This window comes from Allobosea sp. 10L417, assembly GCF_056395485.1.
On the sequence record NZ_JBFTJP010000001.1, the window covers coordinates 1182995 to 1200855 of the forward strand.

16 protein-coding genes are annotated in these 17861 nt (G+C 65.9%); 2 read left to right on the forward strand and 14 right to left on the reverse strand.

The features are described 5' to 3' along the window. Positions 1-2: 2 nt before the first annotated feature. From AC1DE3_RS05925 to AC1DE3_RS05980, 12 genes are all read right to left on the reverse strand, one after another. Positions 3-1208, reverse strand: coding sequence for an efflux RND transporter periplasmic adaptor subunit (locus tag AC1DE3_RS05925; protein ID WP_441510503.1), 1206 nt, complete (start codon positions 1206-1208; stop codon positions 3-5). Further along, on the reverse strand, positions 1205-2653 hold the full coding sequence (locus tag AC1DE3_RS05930) for an efflux transporter outer membrane subunit (RefSeq protein WP_441510502.1): 1449 nt from the start codon (positions 2651-2653) through the stop codon (positions 1205-1207). The genes AC1DE3_RS05925 and AC1DE3_RS05930 overlap by 4 nt, the downstream gene beginning before the upstream one ends. Positions 2654-2775: 122 nt before the next feature. Further along, positions 2776-4209 (reverse strand): NAD-dependent succinate-semialdehyde dehydrogenase, encoded by a 1434-nt coding sequence (locus AC1DE3_RS05935; protein ID WP_441510501.1) that lies wholly within the window; start codon positions 4207-4209, stop codon positions 2776-2778. A 258-nt stretch (positions 4210-4467) separates the two neighbouring features. After that, the gene (locus tag AC1DE3_RS05940; protein ID WP_441510500.1) at positions 4468-5286 is read right to left on the reverse strand and encodes an aspartate dehydrogenase; all 819 of its coding nucleotides are present in this window, start codon (positions 5284-5286) and stop codon (positions 4468-4470) included. After that, positions 5283-6410, reverse strand: a complete 1128-nt coding sequence (locus AC1DE3_RS05945; protein WP_476852201.1) for an alpha/beta hydrolase — start codon at positions 6408-6410, stop codon at positions 5283-5285. The genes AC1DE3_RS05940 and AC1DE3_RS05945 overlap by 4 nt, the downstream gene beginning before the upstream one ends. Beyond that, positions 6397-7098: an ABC transporter ATP-binding protein gene (locus AC1DE3_RS05950; protein ID WP_476852202.1), complete on the reverse strand. Its 702-nt coding sequence runs from the start codon at positions 7096-7098 to the stop codon at positions 6397-6399. The genes AC1DE3_RS05945 and AC1DE3_RS05950 overlap by 14 nt, the downstream gene beginning before the upstream one ends. Continuing rightward, on the reverse strand, positions 7098-7850 hold the full coding sequence (locus AC1DE3_RS05955) for an ABC transporter ATP-binding protein (RefSeq protein ID WP_476852203.1): 753 nt from the start codon (positions 7848-7850) through the stop codon (positions 7098-7100). The genes AC1DE3_RS05950 and AC1DE3_RS05955 overlap by 1 nt, the downstream gene beginning before the upstream one ends. Then, positions 7847-8869: a branched-chain amino acid ABC transporter permease gene (locus AC1DE3_RS05960; RefSeq protein WP_476852204.1), complete on the reverse strand. Its 1023-nt coding sequence runs from the start codon at positions 8867-8869 to the stop codon at positions 7847-7849. The genes AC1DE3_RS05955 and AC1DE3_RS05960 overlap by 4 nt, the downstream gene beginning before the upstream one ends. Continuing rightward, positions 8862-9776: a branched-chain amino acid ABC transporter permease gene (locus tag AC1DE3_RS05965; RefSeq protein WP_476852205.1), complete on the reverse strand. Its 915-nt coding sequence runs from the start codon at positions 9774-9776 to the stop codon at positions 8862-8864. Before AC1DE3_RS05965 ends, AC1DE3_RS05960 begins: the two co-directional genes overlap by 8 nt. Positions 9777-9966: 190 nt before the next feature. Beyond that, positions 9967-11130, reverse strand: coding sequence for an ABC transporter substrate-binding protein (locus tag AC1DE3_RS05970; protein ID WP_476852206.1), 1164 nt, complete (start codon positions 11128-11130; stop codon positions 9967-9969). A 122-nt stretch (positions 11131-11252) separates the two neighbouring features. Then, the gene (locus AC1DE3_RS05975) at positions 11253-11804 is read right to left on the reverse strand and encodes a 3-hydroxyanthranilate 3,4-dioxygenase (protein ID WP_441510494.1); all 552 of its coding nucleotides are present in this window, start codon (positions 11802-11804) and stop codon (positions 11253-11255) included. 35 nt (positions 11805-11839) lie between these two features. Beyond that, entirely contained in the window at positions 11840-12820 is a 981-nt protein-coding gene (locus AC1DE3_RS05980) for a dihydrodipicolinate synthase family protein (RefSeq protein ID WP_476852207.1), read from the reverse strand. A gap of 224 nt (positions 12821-13044) precedes the next feature. On the opposite strand from AC1DE3_RS05980, the gene AC1DE3_RS05985 reads away from it, so the two are divergent. Further along, positions 13045-13953: a LysR family transcriptional regulator gene (locus tag AC1DE3_RS05985; RefSeq protein ID WP_476852208.1), complete on the forward strand. Its 909-nt coding sequence runs from the start codon at positions 13045-13047 to the stop codon at positions 13951-13953. Positions 13954-14563: 610 nt separating this feature from the next. On the opposite strand, the gene AC1DE3_RS05990 is transcribed toward AC1DE3_RS05985, so the two are convergent. Together AC1DE3_RS05990 and AC1DE3_RS05995 are read right to left on the reverse strand one after the other, a co-directional pair. After that, entirely contained in the window at positions 14564-15409 is an 846-nt protein-coding gene (locus tag AC1DE3_RS05990) for a hypothetical protein (protein ID WP_476852209.1), read from the reverse strand. Between the two features lie 385 nt (positions 15410-15794). Next, on the reverse strand, positions 15795-15923 hold the full coding sequence (locus AC1DE3_RS05995; RefSeq protein ID WP_476852210.1) for a hypothetical protein: 129 nt from the start codon (positions 15921-15923) through the stop codon (positions 15795-15797). A 394-nt stretch (positions 15924-16317) separates the two neighbouring features. Between AC1DE3_RS05995 and AC1DE3_RS06000 the strand changes: the two genes are divergently transcribed. Further along, a complete protein-coding gene (locus AC1DE3_RS06000; protein WP_476852211.1) occupies positions 16318-17136 on the forward strand; it encodes a hypothetical protein in 819 nt (272 codons plus the stop codon). The last annotated feature ends 725 nt before the right edge of the window (positions 17137-17861 follow it).

Sequence of the window (17861 nt, forward strand, 5' to 3'; positions counted from 1 at the left end):
CGTCAGAAACCGAAGGGCGAGCGGGAACGGCGTGCCGGGCGGGTCGCGTCGGCGCCGCCGCCGCTGCGCGCAGTGACGACGCGCTCGCCCGCCTTCAGGCCTGTGGCGATCTCGGCGACGATCTTGTTGTCGAGACCGATCGTGACCTTGCGCTGCTCCACCTTGCCATCCTCGCCGAGCACCTCGACGAAGGCGTTGGGGCCGCGGCGGCGGATGGCTGTCGAGGGGATGGTGACGACGTTCTGGGCCCGGCCGACGATCACCGTGACCTGCGCGGTCATCGAGGTCAGCAGGCGGCCCTCGGGATTCGGCACCTCGAAGAGGGCGTTGTAGTAGACCGCGCTGGTGCTGGAGGCCGAAGAGCTGCTGCTCGCCGTGGAGGACGAGGTCGTGTTCTGCGTCTTCAGCGTGTCGGGCGCGGGCTCGACGAAGGAGATCTTGCCGGGGAAGCGCTGCTCGGGCGCGCCGAGCACGCTGAAATACACCTCCTGCCCGGCCTTCACCCGCAGCACGTCGGCTTCGGAGATCTTCGCCTTGACCGTCATGGTCGAGACGTCGCCGAGCACGACGACGGTGGGCGCGGACTGAACGGCGTTTACCGTCTGGCCTTCCTGCGCGACGAGGGCGAGGACCGTGCCGGCGCTCGGCGCGGTGATGCGAGTGTAGCCGAGATTGGCCCGGGCGGTCTCGACCTTGACCTGGCCCGAGACGATCTGGGCGTCGAGCGCCTCGATCTGGGCTTGCGTCGTCGAGACGGTCATCTGCGCGTTCTCGTAGGCGTCGCGGGAGACGGCGTTCTGGCCGACCATCAGCTTCTGGCGGGCGAGCACGGCCTCCGCATAGGCGAGGCTGGCGGAGCGCTCGGCGCGCTGCGCCTTGAGTGCGGCAAGATCGGCTTCGGCCGAGCGCAACGTGTTCTGCTGGGTAATGCCGTCGATCTCGGCGATCAGGTCGCCTGCCTTGATGTTGTCGCCGAGCTTGACCTTGAGCGAGACGACGCGGCCGGTCGCTTGCGAGCCGACGCTGACCTGCCGGACCGGTTCCAGCGCGCCGGAAGCGAGCACGGCTTCCTCAACATTGCCCATCGCTGCCTCGACGGTCGGCAGGTTGACGGTTTCAGCCGGTGCGGGCTGTCGTGCCTGCCAGAGGTAGTAGCCGCCGACAGCGGCGACGATCAGGGCAGGGAGCAGGAGGCGGCGCGGCCTCATGGTTGCGGTTCCTCTACGGGAATAAGGCGTAGGCGCGGCCCGGTTTCGCCGTCGATCACGGCCGGCGCCGAGACTTCGACGGGCCTGAGCCAGCCGCCGCCGAGCGCCTTGTTGAGAGCGATGAACTGTGTCGCGAGCGTGACCCGGCTTTGGATCAGCGCCTCCTCGGCGCCGAACTGGGTGCGCTGCGCCTCGAGCACGTCGAGGAAGCTCGCATTGCCGGAGGTGTAGAGCGCGCGCGAGAGCTGCGCGGCTTGGGTCGAGGCCTGGGCGGCTTCCGACAGGCTGCCGAGCCTGATCCGCTCCTGCCGCAAGCCCACAAGGCTGTCCTCGACGTCCTGCAACGCGGTCAACACCGTCAGCCTGAACGCCGCGTCCTGCCGGTCGCGCTGGGCCCTGGCCGCATCGACGGCCGCCGCGAGCTCGCCGCCGTTGAAGATGGGGACGCTGAGGCTCGGGCCGATCGTCCAGCCGATGGCGCTGTTCTTGGCGAGATCGCCGAGCTTGAGCGCCGAGGTCGAGATGTTGCCGGTCAGCGAGACCGAGGGATAGCGGTTGGCCTCCGCCTGGCCGATCCGCGCCGTCGCCTGGGCGAGCAGGCGCTCGGCCGAGCGGACATCGGGCCGGCGACGCAGCACGTCGGCAGGAATCCCGGTGCGCGGCGGGGCGGGTGTCGCGGGGACTGCGGCTGCGCGCGCAAAATAAGGCGCCGTCGCCGCCGGCGGGCGCCCGATCAGCACGGCCAGGCGATGCTGGTTCTGGGCGAGCGAGGTTTCGAGCAAGGGGATCTGCGATTCCGTGCTCGCGGCCTGGGCGGTGGCCCGGGAGGTGTCGATGGCGGAGATGTCGCCGGCGCGGAAGCGCGTGCGGGTCAGCGCCTCAGTCTCACGTTGCGTTTTGGCCGTGCTGCGGGCCAGCGCGATCCGCGCCTGCAGGCCACGCGCCTCGACATAGGTCGACGCAACATCGCCGATCAGTGTCARCATTGCGCCGTCGAGGTCGTCGAAAGCGGAATCGGTGCCATAGGTCGCGGCCTCGACGGCGCGATCCTGTGCGCCGAAGAGGTCGATCTCCCAGGAGGCATCGAAGCCGGCGCGGAAGCTGTTGCGCGTCACGATCGCAGAGCGGGAGCGTATGGCGGAGGCGTTGCCGTCGACCTGCGGGAAGAGCGCGCCGACCGCCTGCTCGCGCGTGGCCCGGGCCTCGCGGATGCGGGCCTTGGCCTGGGCGACGTCGAGATTGCCGGCGATGGCCTGCTCGACCAGCGCGTTCAGCGTCGGGTCGCGCAGGGTGCGCCACCACTCGCTCGGTTTCGGCGCCTTCGGCCCGCTATTCGCAGCGCTCCAGCGTTGCGGCAGGTCAAGCGTAGGTGGCGTGTAGTCCGGCCCCACGGCACAGGCGCCGAGACCCAGCGCCAGCATCAAGAGGGGAGCGGGGCGAATCATCGCGGCCAGAATGACGGGAAAACCCGAGGCCGCCAGCCTTTCACCCCGTCCATGCGCAATATTTCGTCCCTACGGCGATCCCGCCAGAAGGATAGCCGGTCAGGTTGCCCGGCGCATTGCGGCTATATGACCATCCGGTGCGACAGCGTCTTGACGGTCATGTAATGGGCCAGCCCTTCGGCGCCGCCCTCGCGGCCATAGCCGCTGTCCTTGACGCCGCCGAACGGCACTTCGGCGACGGAGGCCTCAAGTGTGTTGATCGACACGTTGCCCGCTTCGATACCTTCGGCGAGTTGGTCGGCGCGCGCCGCAGAGTGCGTGAAGCCGTAAGCCGCGAGGCCGAAGGGCAGGGAATTGGCCTTCTCTATGGCTTCCTCGACCGTGCGGACGGGATTGATGATCGCCATCGGCCCGAAGGGCTCCTCGCGGAGCGCGCGGGCGTCGTCCGGCAGCTCCGTGAGAACGGTCGGCGGAAAGAAATACCCGCGATTGCCGAGGCGCTCGCCGCCGGTCAGAACGCGCCCGCCACGGGCCCGCGCATCGGCGGTCAGCGCTTCCAGCGCCTCGATGCGGCGATGGTTGGCGACAGGCCCCATCTCGGTCTTCGCGTCCAGGCCGTTGCCGACCGTTACGGCCTGCGCCCTCTCGACGAAGGCCTTGGTGAAGCGTTCATAGATATCCTGCTGCACGAAGAAGCGTGTCGGTGAGGTACAGACCTGGCCGGCATTGCGGACCTTGCGGGTGGCCGAGAGATGGGCTGCGGCAATGGGGTCGACATCGTCGCAGACGATGACCGGGGCGTGGCCCCCGAGCTCCATCAGCACCGGCGTCATGTGGCGCGCGGCCAGTTCGGAGAGGTGCTTTCCGACCGCTGTCGAACCGGTGAAGGCGACGAGGCGGGTCTGCGCCTGCGGGATGAGATAGCCGGAGATTTTGGCGGGGACGCCGAAGACGAGGTTGAAGGCGCCGGGCGGCAGGCCGGCATCGTGCAGCGCACGCGCGATATGGAGGGCGCCGGCCGGGGTCTCCTCGGCCGCCTTGATGATGATCGAGCAGCCCGCCGCGAGCGCGCCCGCGATCTTGCGGCAGGGCTGGCTCATCGGGAAATTCCAGGGCGAGAACGCCGCGACCGTGCCGACCGGCTGATGGGTGACGATGTAGCGGATGCCGGGCTCGCTCGGCACGACGCGGCCATAGGCGCGCTGGCCCTCGGCCGCGTCCCATTCGAAGAATTCGCAGCCTCTGATCACCTCGAGCCGGGCTTGGGCAAGTGGCTTGCCGTGCTCCATCGTGATCGAGTGGGCGATCTCTTCGACGCGCTCGCGCATCAGCGCAGCCGCCTTCAGCATGATCTCGGCGCGGATGCGCGGCGCCACGCGGCTCCACACCTTGAAGCCTTCCGCGGCGGCGGCGAGCGCATCGTCGAGATCGGCATGGGAGGCGAGGGGCACGGTGCCGATGACGCTTTCGTCGGCCGGATTGATCACCGCCTGCTCTTCCGCCGTCTTCCGCCAGGCGCCACCGATATAGAGCTTGAGATCGGGATAGGTCGTCATGAAAGCCTCGGCTGGCGGTGCGTTCAGCGGTCTGTTCGGGTGGTTTCCGCCATTCTCAGGGGGACCATAGGGGGCGGCTTATTCTGTGATCCAGTCGGCTAAATCAGATAAATTCAGATCGATCTGGTTATGAATGAGCTGCGCTCGTTGCGTGCGTCATTCTCGGGCGAAGCCAAGCTTCGACCCGAGAATCTCGCGACGGCGGGCTGGCCTCCGAGATGCCCGGGTCAGGCCCGGGCATGACTTGGAGGGCATCGTCTAACGCACCAGCGTCCGCACGCGGTTCTCGATCAGCCTGACCAGTCCGAGCGCCGTCATCTCCGAGGATTTCGGATTCGATGCGAGAGGCCGGTTCTCGATGGCAATATCGAGTTTGCCGAAGGCGCCGCGGGCGCTGAGCTTGTGGCCGTTGCCAGTGGCGGCGGGGTCGGCGACGAGCTCGACGCGCGTTCGATCGAGCCCGATGCCGGCCAGTGCGGAGATCACCGCGACATTGGCGTTCTGCGGGAAGCGTGAGGCGGCCTCGCGGGCCGTGCCGGAGAAGAAGACCTTCGCATCGGCAAGCCCATCGAGCGCGATCAGGCTTTCGGCCGAAGTTCCGCGCCAGGCGGCCGGCGGCTTGACGATGCGATGGACGACCTCGTCGAGCGGGAGCAGGGCCGCGGCCGCGATGCCGTCGATGCCGGCGAGCGCGCCGGGCGGGATCAGGATCTGGCTGCCCCGGTTTTCGGCGGTGACGATCAAGCGATCGAGCAGCGCGTCGTCGCAGAAGGCGCTGGTCGAGGCGACGGCGAATGCCGGGGCGTTTCCGAGCGCTGCTTCGCCCCAGATGCCGACCGCCTCGCGTCCGGCGGCCTCGACGATGAGATCGAGGTCGAGAGCGGCCAGCTCGTCCGGTGTCGTGATCAGTTTGGCACCGGCCGGGATGTCACTGGCCGCAGCGGGGTTACGGACCGCGATGGCCGCAATAGTAATGTCGCCGCCGTCCCGCTGGGCCAGAAGCTCGGCAACGCGGCGATTGATGGCACCCCAGCCGATCAGGGCAAGGCGCAGCGGCTTGGCCGAACGCGTCGTCATGAGCCTTCAGCCGTTCTCAACGCAAGGTCGAGGAGCGTGCCGCCGTTCAGTCCCTCCAGCATGCTGAAATGATGGCCGGGGCAGATCAGGGGCGCCGGCGCTTGCCATGTTGCGGCGAGTGCCGCCGATTGCGCCTTGAAGGCGTCGCTCTCGCCTTCGCCGACCGCGAAAGCGACCCGCGTGGCCTGCGGGCGGGGCTGGGCAATGGGGCTGAGCCGCGTTGCGCGCGCGGCATCGTCGAGGCCGAGCAGGCGGCCGAGCGGCAGATGGCCGAGCGGGTTGAGGTGGTAGAGGCCGGAGAGCAGCAGGGCCGAGGCGATCGGCGGGGCGTCCGGCGCGCAGAGCACCATTGCGGCGAGATGCCCGCCGGCGGAATGGCCGGAGATGTGCAGGCGGGTGGCATCGAGGCCGAGCGTATCGGCTTCGCGGGCGAGGTAGTTCAGCGCTGCGACGCTCTGGGCGAGACTTTCTTCGAGCGGCGTATCAGGTGCCAAGCCGTAATTGGGCATGGCGACGGCATAGCCGGCATCGAGCAGCCCCTGCGCGAACTGGGCATGCTGGACCTTGTCCGAGGCCTGCCAGTAACCGCCATGGATGAAGACGAAGATCGGAGCGCGCATCGCCCCGGCCGGGCGGTAAAGGTCAAGCGTCTCAAAGCGGCTGGGTCCATAGGCGAGATCGGCGGCGCCGTGGCGGGCGCGGAAGGCTTCGCCGTCGCGGCTCCATTGCCGGAACAGCGCCTTCATGTCGGCTTGCAGGCGCGGGCTGTATTGCCGGCCGAGCTCGCGGAGCGTGTARCCTTCGACCAGTGTATCCGGCAGCGGCTGCGCGGCGACATGGCGGGCGCGAATGGTCAGGCCGGGCTCGGAACGGGGCTGAAGGCGGATCGGCGGGCGGAAGCCGGCGAAGACCTCGCGGTAGGCCAGTTCGACGCTATGGCGGGAGAGATGGAAGGCCTCGGGCCGGTCTGTCTCCCAGATCATTTCGCGCAGATGATGCGGGCCGCAGCCCGCGGCGATGAGCCCGCCAAGGATGTCGCTCAGTGCATCGCGCAAGGCCTCGACCGGGTCGTTCTCGGCGCTGTGCGCGATGATCTCGATGAGGTCCGTTTCAGACGCCGACATAACGATGCACCAGTTCCGCATTGGCCGCGAGGTCGGTGCTCGTGCCCGACCAGACGGTGCGGCCTTTCTCGATGATGTAGTGCCGGTCGGCGATGCGCTTGAGCACGTTGATGTTCTTGTCGATCAGCAGGATCGACTGTCCCTGCGCCTTCAGCGCCTCGATGCAGCCCCAGATCTCGGCGCGGATCACGGGCGCGAGGCCTTCGGTCGCCTCGTCGAGGATGAGGAGCTTCGGGTTGGTCATCAGCGCGCGGCCGACCGCGAGCATCTGCTGCTCGCCGCCCGAGAGCGTGCGGGCCGACTGGCCGGCACGTTCCTGCAGCCGGGGGAAGAGCGCGTAGACACGGCTTAGCGTCCAGGGCGATGAGCGCTTCAGCCGGTTCGAGGCGGTGGCGACGAGGTTTTCGCGCACGCTCAGCGTCGGGAAGACCTGCCGGCCTTCCGGCACGAGGCCGATGCCGCAGCGGGCGATCTTTTCCGGCGCGATGCCGCGCACGTCCCGGCTCTCGAAGCGGATATCGCCGCCCTTCGGCGCCAGCAGCCCCATGATCGAGCGCACCGTCGTGGTCTTGCCCATGCCGTTGCGGCCGAGCAGGGTCACGACCTCGCCCTCGGCGATATCGAGCGCGACATCGAACAGGACCTGGCTCCTGCCATAGGCCGATTGCAGGTTGCGCACGCTCAGCATCAGGCGTCTCCCTCGCCGAGATAGGCGGTGCGCACCTCCGGATTGTCGCGGATCTCCTCGGCCGTGCCGGTGGCGATGACGCGGCCATAGACGAGGACGGAGATGCGGTCGGCCAACGCGAAGACCGCCTCCATGTCGTGCTCGACCAGCAGCATGGTGACGCGGCCCTTCAGGCCTGAGAGCATCGCGACCATCTGCTCGCTCTCGGCGTGGCCGAGCCCTGCCATGGGCTCGTCGAGCAGGAGCAGGCGGGGCTCGCAGGCCAGCGCGATGGCGAATTCGAGCTGCTTCTGCTCGCCATGGGAGAGGTCGGCCACCTTGATTTCGGCGCGGTGGCTCAGGCCGGCGGTAGCGAGGTGTTGACGGGCGCGGCTGCGCAGGTTCTCGTCGCGGCGGGCATTGCCGAAGAAGCGGAAGCTGTGGCCGTCATGGGCCTGCACGGCGAGCGCGACATTGTCGAGCATCGTGAAGTCCGACAGGAGCTGGTTGATCTGGAAGGTGCGGGCAAGGCCTCGCGCGACGCGCTGCGGCGTCGACAGCGCGCCGATTTCCTCGCCTTCCAGCGTGATCGCGCCCTCGTCATGGGTGAGTTCGCCGAAGAGCTGCGTCAGCAGCGTGGTCTTGCCGGCGCCGTTGGGGCCGATCAGCGCGTGGATCTCGCCGTCGCGTATGTCGAGATCGACGCCATCGGTGGCAATGAGCCCGCCGAAGCGCTTGCGCAGGCCACGGATCGAGAGGAGCGTCGCGGTCATGGCGCGCTCCTGCCGAGGCCGAGGCGGCTGATCAGCCCGTTGAGCCCGCCCTGGGTGAAGAGCACGACAAGGAGCAGGATCGGACCCAGAACGAGCTGCCAATGCTCGGTCCAGCCCGTCAGCACGGTCTCGAGGATGACGAGAGCGGCGGCGCCCAGCAGGGGCCCGAGCAGTGTGCCGACGCCGCCGAGGATGACCATGATCATCAGCTCGCCGGATTTGGTCCAGTGCAGCATGTCGGGGCTGACGAAACGCAGATAGTTCGCCATCAGCGCGCCCGCGAGGCCGGCGCCCATGCCGGAAATGACGAAGGCGGCGAGCTTATAGCGATAGGGCGCGATGCCGATCGCGGCCATGCGCCGCTCGTTCTGGCGGATGCCGGCCAGCACCATGCCGAAGCGCGAGCCGACGATGCGCCAGAGCGCGAGGAAGACCAGCGCCGCGACGACGAGGCAGATGAAATAGAAGGTGACGTCGTCGCGGGTGTTGAAGTCGAACAGCGCATTGCGGCGGCGGATCGTCATGCCGTCATCGCCGCCATAGGCCTTGAGCGAGACGAACAGGAAAAACAGCATCTGCGCGAAGGCGAGCGTGATCATGATGAACTGCACGCCGCTGGTGCGTAAGGACAGCGCGCCGATCACGCAGGCGAAGAGGCCGGCCACGAGGATCGCGGCCGGCAGGGTGAGCAGGAGCTGGTCTGTGCCCGGGATGAAGCCGAGGAAGAGGGCGTCGTCCATCATCGTGCGGTAGAGAATGCCGACGGCATAGCCACCGATGCCGAAGAAGGCGGCGTGGCCGAAGCTCACCATCCCGCCGAAGCCGAGCGCGAGATTGAGGCTGGCGGCGGCGATGGCGTAGATCAGGACGCGTGTCGCCAGCGGCACCAGCGCGGGCTGGCCGAGCGCTTTGACGACGAAGGGCAGGGCGATCAGCGCGGCGGCGAGGGCGACCAGCGCGATGATGCGGCCCAGCGCCGGCGTCGCGGCATGCGGGCGGGTGATGGCGTCGTCAGACATGGGCGGGGAACAGTCCCTTGGGCCGCACCAGCAGCACGATCGCCATGAGCAGGTAGATGCCCATCGAGGCGAGGCCGGCGCCGAGCGCATCGGCCTCCGAGCCGGTCATGACATGGCGCAGCAGGCCGGGCATGAAGGCGCGCAGCGAGGTGTCGACGAGGCCGACGATCAGCGCCCCGAAGAAGGCGCCGCGGATCGAGCCGACGCCGCCGATCACCACCACGACGAAGGTCATGATCAGGATCTGCTCGCCCATGCCAACCTGCACGGCGAGGATCGGCCCGGCCATCAACCCGGCAAGGCCGGCGAGCAGGGCGCCGAGCCCGAAGACGGCGGTGTAGAGCAAGCGGATGTCGACGCCGAGCGCGCGCACCATCTCGCGATGGGTCGCACCGGCCCGCACGAGCATGCCGACGCGAGTGCGGTTGATAAGGAGATAGAGGCCGAGCGCCACGAGCAGGCCGACCGCGATGATRGCGAGGCGATAGACCGGGTAGGTGAGGCCGGGCAGGAGCTGGACCGAGCCATTCAGCGCGGGGGGAATCGAGACGAAGAGCGGCTGGCGGCCGAACAGGATCGTCACGCTCTGGTTGAAGATCAGGATCAGCGCGAAGGTGGCCAGCACCTGATCGAGATGGTCCCGCGCATAGAGCCGGCGCAGCACGACCAGCTCCATCGCCATGCCGATGACGGCGGCGGCGGTCAGCCCGGCCAGCACCGCGAGCAGGAAGGAGCCGGTCTGGGCGGCGGCGAAGGCGGCGGCATAGGCGCCGGCCATGTAGAGCGAGCCGTGGGCGAGGTTGATCACGCCCATGATGCCGAAGATCAGCGTCAGCCCGGCCGCGAGCAGGAACAGCATCACGCCGAACTGCAAACCGTTGAGCAATTGTTCGAGAACGAGCGTCATTTTTGTCGGGGCTAGAGTGCGCCGCGTTCGCTTGGGAACACCGGCGTTGTTCCAGTTTCGTCATGCTCGCCCTTGTGGCGAGCATCCACGTCTTGAACAGGGCCTTGACCAGCGAAGACGTGGATGGTCGGGACAAGCCCGACCATGACGGCGCGTCTCGCGAGTGGCTAGAGTCCGAGCCTTCTACGGCTCAGAGCTTGCAGTCCTTGGCGTAGACGTCGCTGTGGTTGCTCAGCACCTTGCCGGTCGTCTTCAGCACCGGCGTGCCGTCGGCGGCCTTCTCGACCTTAAGCGAATACCAATCCTGCACCGGGTGCTGGTTGGGGCCGAATTTGAAGGCGCCGCGTACCGACTGGAAATCCGCCTTGGCGAGCGCCTTGCGCAACGCCGGCACATCGGTCTTTCCGGCGGTCGCCTTCAAGGCCGAGGCGATGGCGAGCGCGGTGTCGTAGCCCTGGCTGGCGTAATAGGTCGGCACGCGGTTATAGGCCTTGGTCCAGGCCTCCATGAACTTCTTGTTGGCCGCGTTGTCGAAGTCGGTGTTCCAGTGGGCGGTGACGCTGAGGCCGAGCGCGGCGTCGCCGACCGCCTTCAGGGTGGTGGCGTCGAGCGAGGGCTCCGCCAGCACCATCGGCACCTTTCCGAGCAGGCCGGCCTGCTGGTACTGGCGCAGGAAGGCGATGCCGAGGCCGCCCGGATGGAACTGGAAGACGACGTCGGGATTGGCCGCGCGGATCTGCGCCATCTCGGGGGCGAAATCGGTCTGGTCGAGGCGGGTGTAGACCTCGCCGGCGATCTCGCCCTTGAACAGACGCTTGAAGCCGGTCAGCGCATCCTTGCCGGCCTGGTAGTTCGGGGCGAGGATGAAGGCCTTCTTGTAGCCGAGATTGGTGGCGTACTGGCCGGCGCTCTCATGCAGGCTGTCGTTCTGCCAGGCGACGACGAAATAGTTCTCGTTGCACTCCTTGCCGGCGAAGTTGGACGGTGCGGCATTGGGGCTGACATAGAGCGCGCCGGAATCGACGATATCCGGCACGGTGGCGCCGGCGACGTTCGAGAAGACGATGCCGGTCATGATCTTGATGCCGTCGGTCTTCAGCATCTTCTCGGCGATCTGCTTGCCCTGACCGGGTTTCAGCGCGTCGTCCTCGACGACGAGCTCGACCGGCACGCCGCCGAGCTTGCCGCCTTCCATGTCGATGGCGAGCTTGAAGGCGTCGCGGATGTCCTGGCCGAGATAGCCGCCGGGCCCCGAGAGCGTGGTGATCATGCCGATCTTGACCGGCTGCTGGGCCAGGGCCGTGGAGGCCGCCAGCGTGGCCGCGATGCCGAAGAGCAATCCGCGCAGTTTCATCATGGACTCCAGTCGTTCCGTTCTGCCTCTGAAATGGTTCGACGCGGCGTTTCTGCGCCGCCGCGCTTATGCGTATTCCGACGACAGGCGCCGCCCGAGCCGGCGGCGCCTGCGGCATGGCATCACAGGCAGACCCAGCCCGCCGGCGGCTCCTTGCCGGGATGCAAGGTGCCGCAATGCGGGCAGGTGCGAGCCTGCTCGTTGCCGTAGAACTCACGGTAGAGCGGCGGCAGGTCGTCGACAATGCTGACGAGGTCGACCTCCACACGATGGACGAGGCCCTGGCACTCGAAGCAGTACCATTCGAAGGCGTCGAGCCAGCCCTCCGGCCGCTTCGGCTCGATGACGAGGCCGATCGAGCCTTCCTGAGGGCGTTGCGGCGAGTGGCGCACATGCGGCGGCAGCAGGAAGATGTCGCCTTCGCGGATCGTCACGTCATAGTGCTTCCCGTCATCGACCAGCTTGAGCATCATGTCGCCCTTGAGCTGGTAGAAGAACTCCTCGACAGGATCGTCATGATAGTCGGTGCGGCGGTTGGGGCCGCCGACGACCGTCACCATCAGGTCGGAGTCGGTCCAGATCTGCTGATTGCCGACCGGGGGCTTGAGCAGATGCTTGTGCTCCTCGATCCACTTGTTGAAGTTGAAGGCCTTCAGCCGCCCTTCGGTCGCCATCTCTCCACCTCTCCCGTTTTTGTCTCGGATCTCGTTCAGCCGGCCTTGGCCAGCGGTGCCCGGCCGGGCTTCAGGCCGCAGCTCTCGAAGGCGGAGCGCGTCGCGGCCTTCTCGGCCTCGGTCAGTTCCAGCATCGGTGGCCTGACGCGCCCGCCGACCTGGCCGAGCAGCTCCTGCCAATACTTCTGGTGGGCATGCGGCTTCTCTGCCGGGCGCGTCCCGCGAAGGGCCTCGCGCACCGGGTTCAGGCTGTCGCGGATGGCGCGGGCCTTCTCAGCCTCGCCGCGGAAGGCAAGGTCGGTGTATTCGCGCATGCGCAGATCGTTCGCCGTCTGGATGAGATAGGGCGGCGACGAGCAAAGATAGAGCTGCCAGCCGAGCTCGAGGATGTTGTCGAGCCACTCATCCTCGGAGGCCGTGCTGACCAGAATGCGGTCGCCGGCAACGCGGGTGAGCTCGGTATACATCGGGCGGGGCACGCTGTACTTGATCGCGACCACGTTCTCGATATCCGCGAGGCGGTTGCAGAGCTCTGGGCTCATCAGATAGCCGGAGTCGGGATGGCTCCAGAGCGCGATGCCGATATCGACCTTCTCGGCGATGGTCCGGTAGTATTCGTAGAGCGTCTCGTCCTGCGCCTTGAAGAAATGCAGGATCGGCGCGTGCACCACGATGTAGTCGGCGCCGACCTTCTGGGCATGGCGGGCGAGGTCGATCACCACATCCATGTTCTGGTCGGAGCAGGACATGATCGTCTGGCCGCGCCCGGCGGAAGCCTCGACGGCCAGCTCGAAGCTGCGCTTGCGCTCCTCGATCGACATCGAGAAGAACTCGCCCTGCTTGCCGGCGATGAACAGCCCGTCGATCCTGAGGTCGTCGAGCCAGTGGCGGATGTTCTGGCGGAAACCGCCCTCGTCGATGGCGAGGCTATCGGTGAAGGGCGTGAGCGCGGCCGCCCAGATCCCCTTCATATGGGCGCGGGCATAGGCCTTGGCGTCCTTCTTGGCGTATTTCATGGAAGACTCACCCTCGCATTCCCGCACGGTCCGGGCAGGGCGGGCGGCGATGGCGAGGGCTGGCCTTGAGCCGCTCATCCGCGCCGCCGCCTTTCCGCGTCCCCGCCAGGCGTCGCCCCGGATCCGACTGGGGCGATGAGGAATGATGGCATGACAGGCGGGGTATACGGCAACTCGTAACATTCGTATGAATTCGGAAGCTCTCCTTATAAATCGGGAAACCCATGGCGATCACGCTGCGCCAGATCCAGGCCTTCCTCGCGGTGACCGAGCAGGGCACTTTTACCAAGGCGGCAGAGCGGCTGCATATGGCGCAGCCGGCGCTCTCTCAGTTGGTGCGAGAGCTGGAGCGCGAGCTCGGCATCCGGGTGCTCGACCGCACGACGCGCCGCGTCGAGCTGACCGAGGGCGGGCGCGAGTTCCACGGCGCGGCGCTGAAGATCGCGCAGGATCTGGACACGGCGGTGCAGAACGCCAACGGGCTGGCGGAGCGCAGGCGCGGGCGCATCGTCGTCGCGGTGCCCCCGCTGCTCGCGGCCGTGATCATGCCGCCGACGATCGCCGCGCTGCGCGCGAAGCACCCCGGTCTCCAGGTCGCGATTATCGATGCGCGCAACGATCTCGTCGTCGAGGCCGTCCGCTTCGGCCGGGCCGATTGCGGGGTCGGCACCTTCTCGGCGCTGGAGGACAATATTGAGCGCACGCCGCTCGCCCGCGACAGCCTGATGCTGTTCTGCGCGCGGGGCAGCCGATTCGCGGAGCGGGAGAGCGTGCTCTGGCGCGATCTTGCGGAAGAGGAACTGATCACGCTCACCCGCGACAGCGGCATCCGCCTGCTGGTCGAGGTCGGCTATGAGAGCGCCGAGATCACATTGAGGCCGGCCTATGAGGTGGCGCAGATTACCACGGCCCTCGCACTCGTCGAGGCGGGGCTCGGCATTGCGGTGCTGCCGACCTATGCGCGTGCCGTCGCGCCTTCGGGCGTGGTCGCTCGCCCTCTGGCAGAACCTTCGATCGCGCGCGACATCGTCATGATCCGGCCGAGCGGCCGGTCGGTCTCGCCGGCGCTCTCGGCCTTCGAGACGCTGTTGCGCCGATTCGTGCGCCAGCTTGTGCCGAGCGAGGAGAACTGAAGCCGGCGGCTAAGGCGAGCTCTATCACGACCGCAAATTGCGTCGAGCCCTTGCCAGGAGCTCCTCGCGACCGGATGGGAGCGATCACGTTTCCTGAACCGAACGAAGCGGACCTCGCCGAGCTGCCGCCGCTTACTCTGGCGGAAGTCGCCGCAGAGCGTGGCCTTGATTCCATCTGGGTCGGGGCAGTCAGCAATGACGAGTATGACCTGTTGGTCAGACGTTGGAGGGGGGCTCACTGCGACAGCTCCGCAGGCTGGTCGATACCGCGCTGGCGGCTCGTGAAGCTGGTGCGACCCGCCACTAACGCACAAGGACGGCGCGCGCTCGTGCTTCTACCGAGCGGTGGCTAATTGCGATCTGTAACGACAATTAGCCCAACGACCTGAAAATCAGCGCGGCGTTCAGCCCGCCAAAAGCGAAGGAGTTTGACATGGCAACCGGGATTGCCATCGCCCTCCCTTCATTGGGCACGCAATCGAAATCGCATTCCGGGTCTGGAGCGTGGAAATTGGCGGTCGGCGGCGCTATCCCATTCTCCATGGCCAAGATCGTCGCAAATGGCCTCGAACGCGCCAGCAGCACCGACGCCGACGCTCCCGATCTCCGGTCAGGCCGGGCGAACGGTGTGCTTCTCCAGGTATTCGACCAGCGTGTCGAACCTCTCGTCGCGCGCCGGTAGTGTGACATCGATGTCGAGATCGCAGCGCTCGACATGAATGATCGCGCGTAGTTCGGACTTCATCACCGCAAGCGTGCTGTCGAAGCTTGGAAGTGTCATGTTGGTGACGAGGATGACCCCGTCGCAGATCACGACGGAGCGCAGGATCGTTGCCTCGAACAGGATGTCGAAATCCGGCGCGTGGGTGAGAGGATCGCGGTCGTCGGCGATCAGGATCGCAGTCTGTTTTCTGGGAAATCCCTGGTTGATGACGAGCGCGCTGCGTTGATGACGTTCATGGAGCGGCGCGATCGAAAAGCCCGGTCCTAACAAGGGGGGGGCCGCTGCTAAATCCTCGTAGGTGGATTGCGCGAACAGACGAGCTCTTAGAAGCTGTGAGAGCGTCACGCGGTGCAGGGCGTCGAGCGGGCGCCGTTGCCGGTTCTTGAACATGGCCGCATCGCGAAAGCCTCTGACGCTGCCCTCTCCTTTCAGCAGGCGGCGGAGGAGATCAGCCTCTTGCTGAGGATCCTCCTTGCCGATCCTGGCGATCGCTTCAACCGACATTAGCGGTGGGTGCTGGAGTGCCAATTGATTGAGATCGATACCTTTCGAAGCAAGGTAGGCCAACGCGACGAACTGCCGATAGATCGTGTTGGGCGCCTTGCCGATCTTGTCGCTGATGCGCTGCAGGAACGCGGTTCGGGACGACCGATTGGTGGCCTGGAATTCCTCCCAGAATGGTAGCGAGAGCGCGATCCAGTTCGTGGCTGCTTTGGACTTTGGGGCCGGCATCGATCGCGTTCCAGACAGCTCAGTTGACACGATTTTTGTTACACCACATCATAACAAAGATGATCAACCGAATTCCGATCCCGCCCGAGCAACCGCCTGTGTCCTTCGAAGGTTTTCCACAGGCGCGCCTGTGCGTACCCGGAGGAGACAACCGAAATCGCCGAGGTCAGTGGGCAGCCACCGACGTGGCAGTGAACTCGCTCGTCTGCTTCCTTCAGCCCGTGTCTGCGCTGAAAAACCGTTGGTTTCGAGAGGCTGCGTTCAAAGCGCGTGTAAACGCTATCGATTTGCACGGCACTCGCCCGAACGCCCCTGACGCGCTCGCCGGAGCGGCACGATGAGCGCACCTGCCCCAATCAGCCTGTCCTGCCAGCTTCCGCCCAATCTACGACGCGCCTGGGCGCGCGTCGAGATGGATGCGACGGGCCTGCTCGGACGGACCCGTTCCATCAATTCGCTGGTCGCCCGACATCATGGGACGTTCGAGGTCCTCATCGATGGCGGTCTGCGTCACGAGGATCTCGTCGCGTTGCTGGCCGAGGCTGGCATCACGCGCGCTGACGGTAGCAAGATCACTCGCAACGCGATCGCCGCTGCCATCAGCCGGGGCCGGCGTTCGCCTCGTTCAAACACACCACCAATCATTGCTGGGCTTGGACCCGACCCCGCTCCGTTGCCGCAGGTCTGCGCGCAATCAATCGAGCCGCTCAACCAGCCACTCGCTGGTCCGGACCCACCTGGGCCAGTGGCTCCACACGGCCGGTGGCCACAGCCAACGGCGGTCAAGCCTTCCAGTCGGGCGGCCGCGAACCTTCGCGCAGGTCGCCTCTTCAACCGCATTGGACAAGACCGAGACCATGACTGAAAAAAGCAGCGTCAAAAGTAAGCCCATTCAGGAGGTGCCACGCGTGTTCGTCGAAGCCACCTCAGAGGCTAGTCACCAAGGCAAGTCGACGATCTTGCAGCGGATCCGAGATCTGTTCGATGATATCGGCCTGCCAAACGTGCTCGTCCGCGTTGAATCTCGACGCGTTGCTGGGCCTCTGCGCGAAGGCGATGTGGCCATCGCAACCGAAGATCTCGCCGTCGCTGAAACCACGCCGGGAGGTGTGGTTGGCGTCCTGCGGCCCGGGTTGTTGCAACTCGATCGGATCGCCAGGGAGGGTGGGGTTGTCCTGTGGGATTGGCCCGGCGGCTTCGGGCAGCAGCGTCAGGAGGTCCTGGTTCGAGCCAATCTCGATGCACTCCTGAAAAAGCGAGGCATCAAGGCAATGACCCTGGTGATGACGACAAACGTGATCGATCGGATCGCGGAAGCGCAGAGCATTCTGGAGGTCACGCGGGACATCGCTCCCAGCTTTCAGCGCGTTCTGATTCGCAACGAATATGTTGGGCGGTTCGCCTTTGCCAGCGATAGCGCCCCCTATCGTAGCCTGAAGGCGGCCGAGGCAGCCGCGACCTTCCCGGGAATCACCTTGAATAAGATCTCGGACGTCTCGTTGGCTGCCCTGCGCCCGACGGGCCTCAGCATCCGAGAGATCATCGAGCAGGACCCAGAAACCCTCGCGGAACGACTTCGGACCGACGAGTTTTCGATGGCTGCCTGCGTGACCGGCGTCGCAGCCTGGTACGATCGGTCGGGGAGGGATCTCGCGCAGATCCTGCCTTTTCGCGCGGCGCCCCAGTTGGTCGACGGCTCAACTGAAGCGGCTGGCCGCGAGACGTAAGCGGCTCAGAAGGGCTGCAATCTGGCATTGCCTGCAATTCGCCATGCGACAGGGTCGATCTCCAAGCCCTGCCGTCACCAGGCTCTTGAAGCCCTGGCAATTTGCCATCGTCGTGATCGTCGCTGAACTGGCCTCTCAAATCCGCGAAGTGATCACGGCGCTGAACAGGTCACGCTGACCAACCCGCGACCATCGACGCGAGGCCCGATCACTAACGGTGATCGGGCCTCGTTTTTGTTGGAATCGCTGTCGTGCCACAAGGAAGAGAGTTCGTTGCCCTCTGACGTGAGGTGATGACTTATGACAGGCTATGACAAAGTGTGACGCGCTGTGTTGAAATAAACGCGTTCTGACCGATTGTGACAAGGTATGCCGTTATTCGTGGAATCTTTCCGAAAATAATCGACCCTATGCCAATATCGTTAAATGAAGCGACGTCGGCCAATTTTCAATCGCTAGTGAGTCATCATCATCACTGGTGACGATCGCTTGAGAGGTAATCCGTTCCCCTCTGCGTTGGAACAGTCATCGGTCTTGTGTTGCTGGCTCGGTCACGGTTATTCAACTTCGGTCGATGGATCCAGACGCAAATTTCTTAGATGCGATCGAGGCGTGTTAACGCTGATCTTCATAAATAATTGCCTGCAGGATTCGCTTTGAGCAGAATCCCCAAATCGGTTCGTGCATTACGCCCGAATCGAAGCGGCCGCCGGTGCGTTTGCAGA

What these genes read in the sequence shown, in the direction of transcription:
- AC1DE3_RS05925 (WP_441510503.1), bottom strand. Translation starts at nt 1,208, where the DNA reads ATGAGGCCGCGCCGCCTCCTGCTCCCTGCCCTGATCGTCGCCGCTGTC.
- AC1DE3_RS05935 (WP_441510501.1), bottom strand. Translation starts at nt 4,209, where the DNA reads ATGACGACCTATCCCGATCTCAAGCTCTATATCGGTGGCGCCTGGCGG.
- AC1DE3_RS05940 (WP_441510500.1), bottom strand. Translation starts at nt 5,286, where the DNA reads ATGACGACGCGTTCGGCCAAGCCGCTGCGCCTTGCCCTGATCGGCTGG.
- AC1DE3_RS05950 (WP_476852202.1), bottom strand. Translation starts at nt 7,098, where the DNA reads ATGCTGAGCGTGCGCAACCTGCAATCGGCCTATGGCAGGAGCCAGGTC.
- AC1DE3_RS05955 (WP_476852203.1), bottom strand. Translation starts at nt 7,850, where the DNA reads ATGACCGCGACGCTCCTCTCGATCCGTGGCCTGCGCAAGCGCTTCGGC.
- AC1DE3_RS05960 (WP_476852204.1), bottom strand. Translation starts at nt 8,869, where the DNA reads ATGTCTGACGACGCCATCACCCGCCCGCATGCCGCGACGCCGGCGCTG.
- AC1DE3_RS05970 (WP_476852206.1), bottom strand. Translation starts at nt 11,130, where the DNA reads ATGAAACTGCGCGGATTGCTCTTCGGCATCGCGGCCACGCTGGCGGCC.
- AC1DE3_RS05975 (WP_441510494.1), bottom strand. Translation starts at nt 11,804, where the DNA reads ATGGCGACCGAAGGGCGGCTGAAGGCCTTCAACTTCAACAAGTGGATC.
- AC1DE3_RS05980 (WP_476852207.1), bottom strand. Translation starts at nt 12,820, where the DNA reads ATGAAATACGCCAAGAAGGACGCCAAGGCCTATGCCCGCGCCCATATG.
- AC1DE3_RS05985 (WP_476852208.1), top strand. Translation starts at nt 13,045, where the DNA reads ATGGCGATCACGCTGCGCCAGATCCAGGCCTTCCTCGCGGTGACCGAG.
- AC1DE3_RS05990 (WP_476852209.1), bottom strand. Translation starts at nt 15,409, where the DNA reads ATGCCGGCCCCAAAGTCCAAAGCAGCCACGAACTGGATCGCGCTCTCG.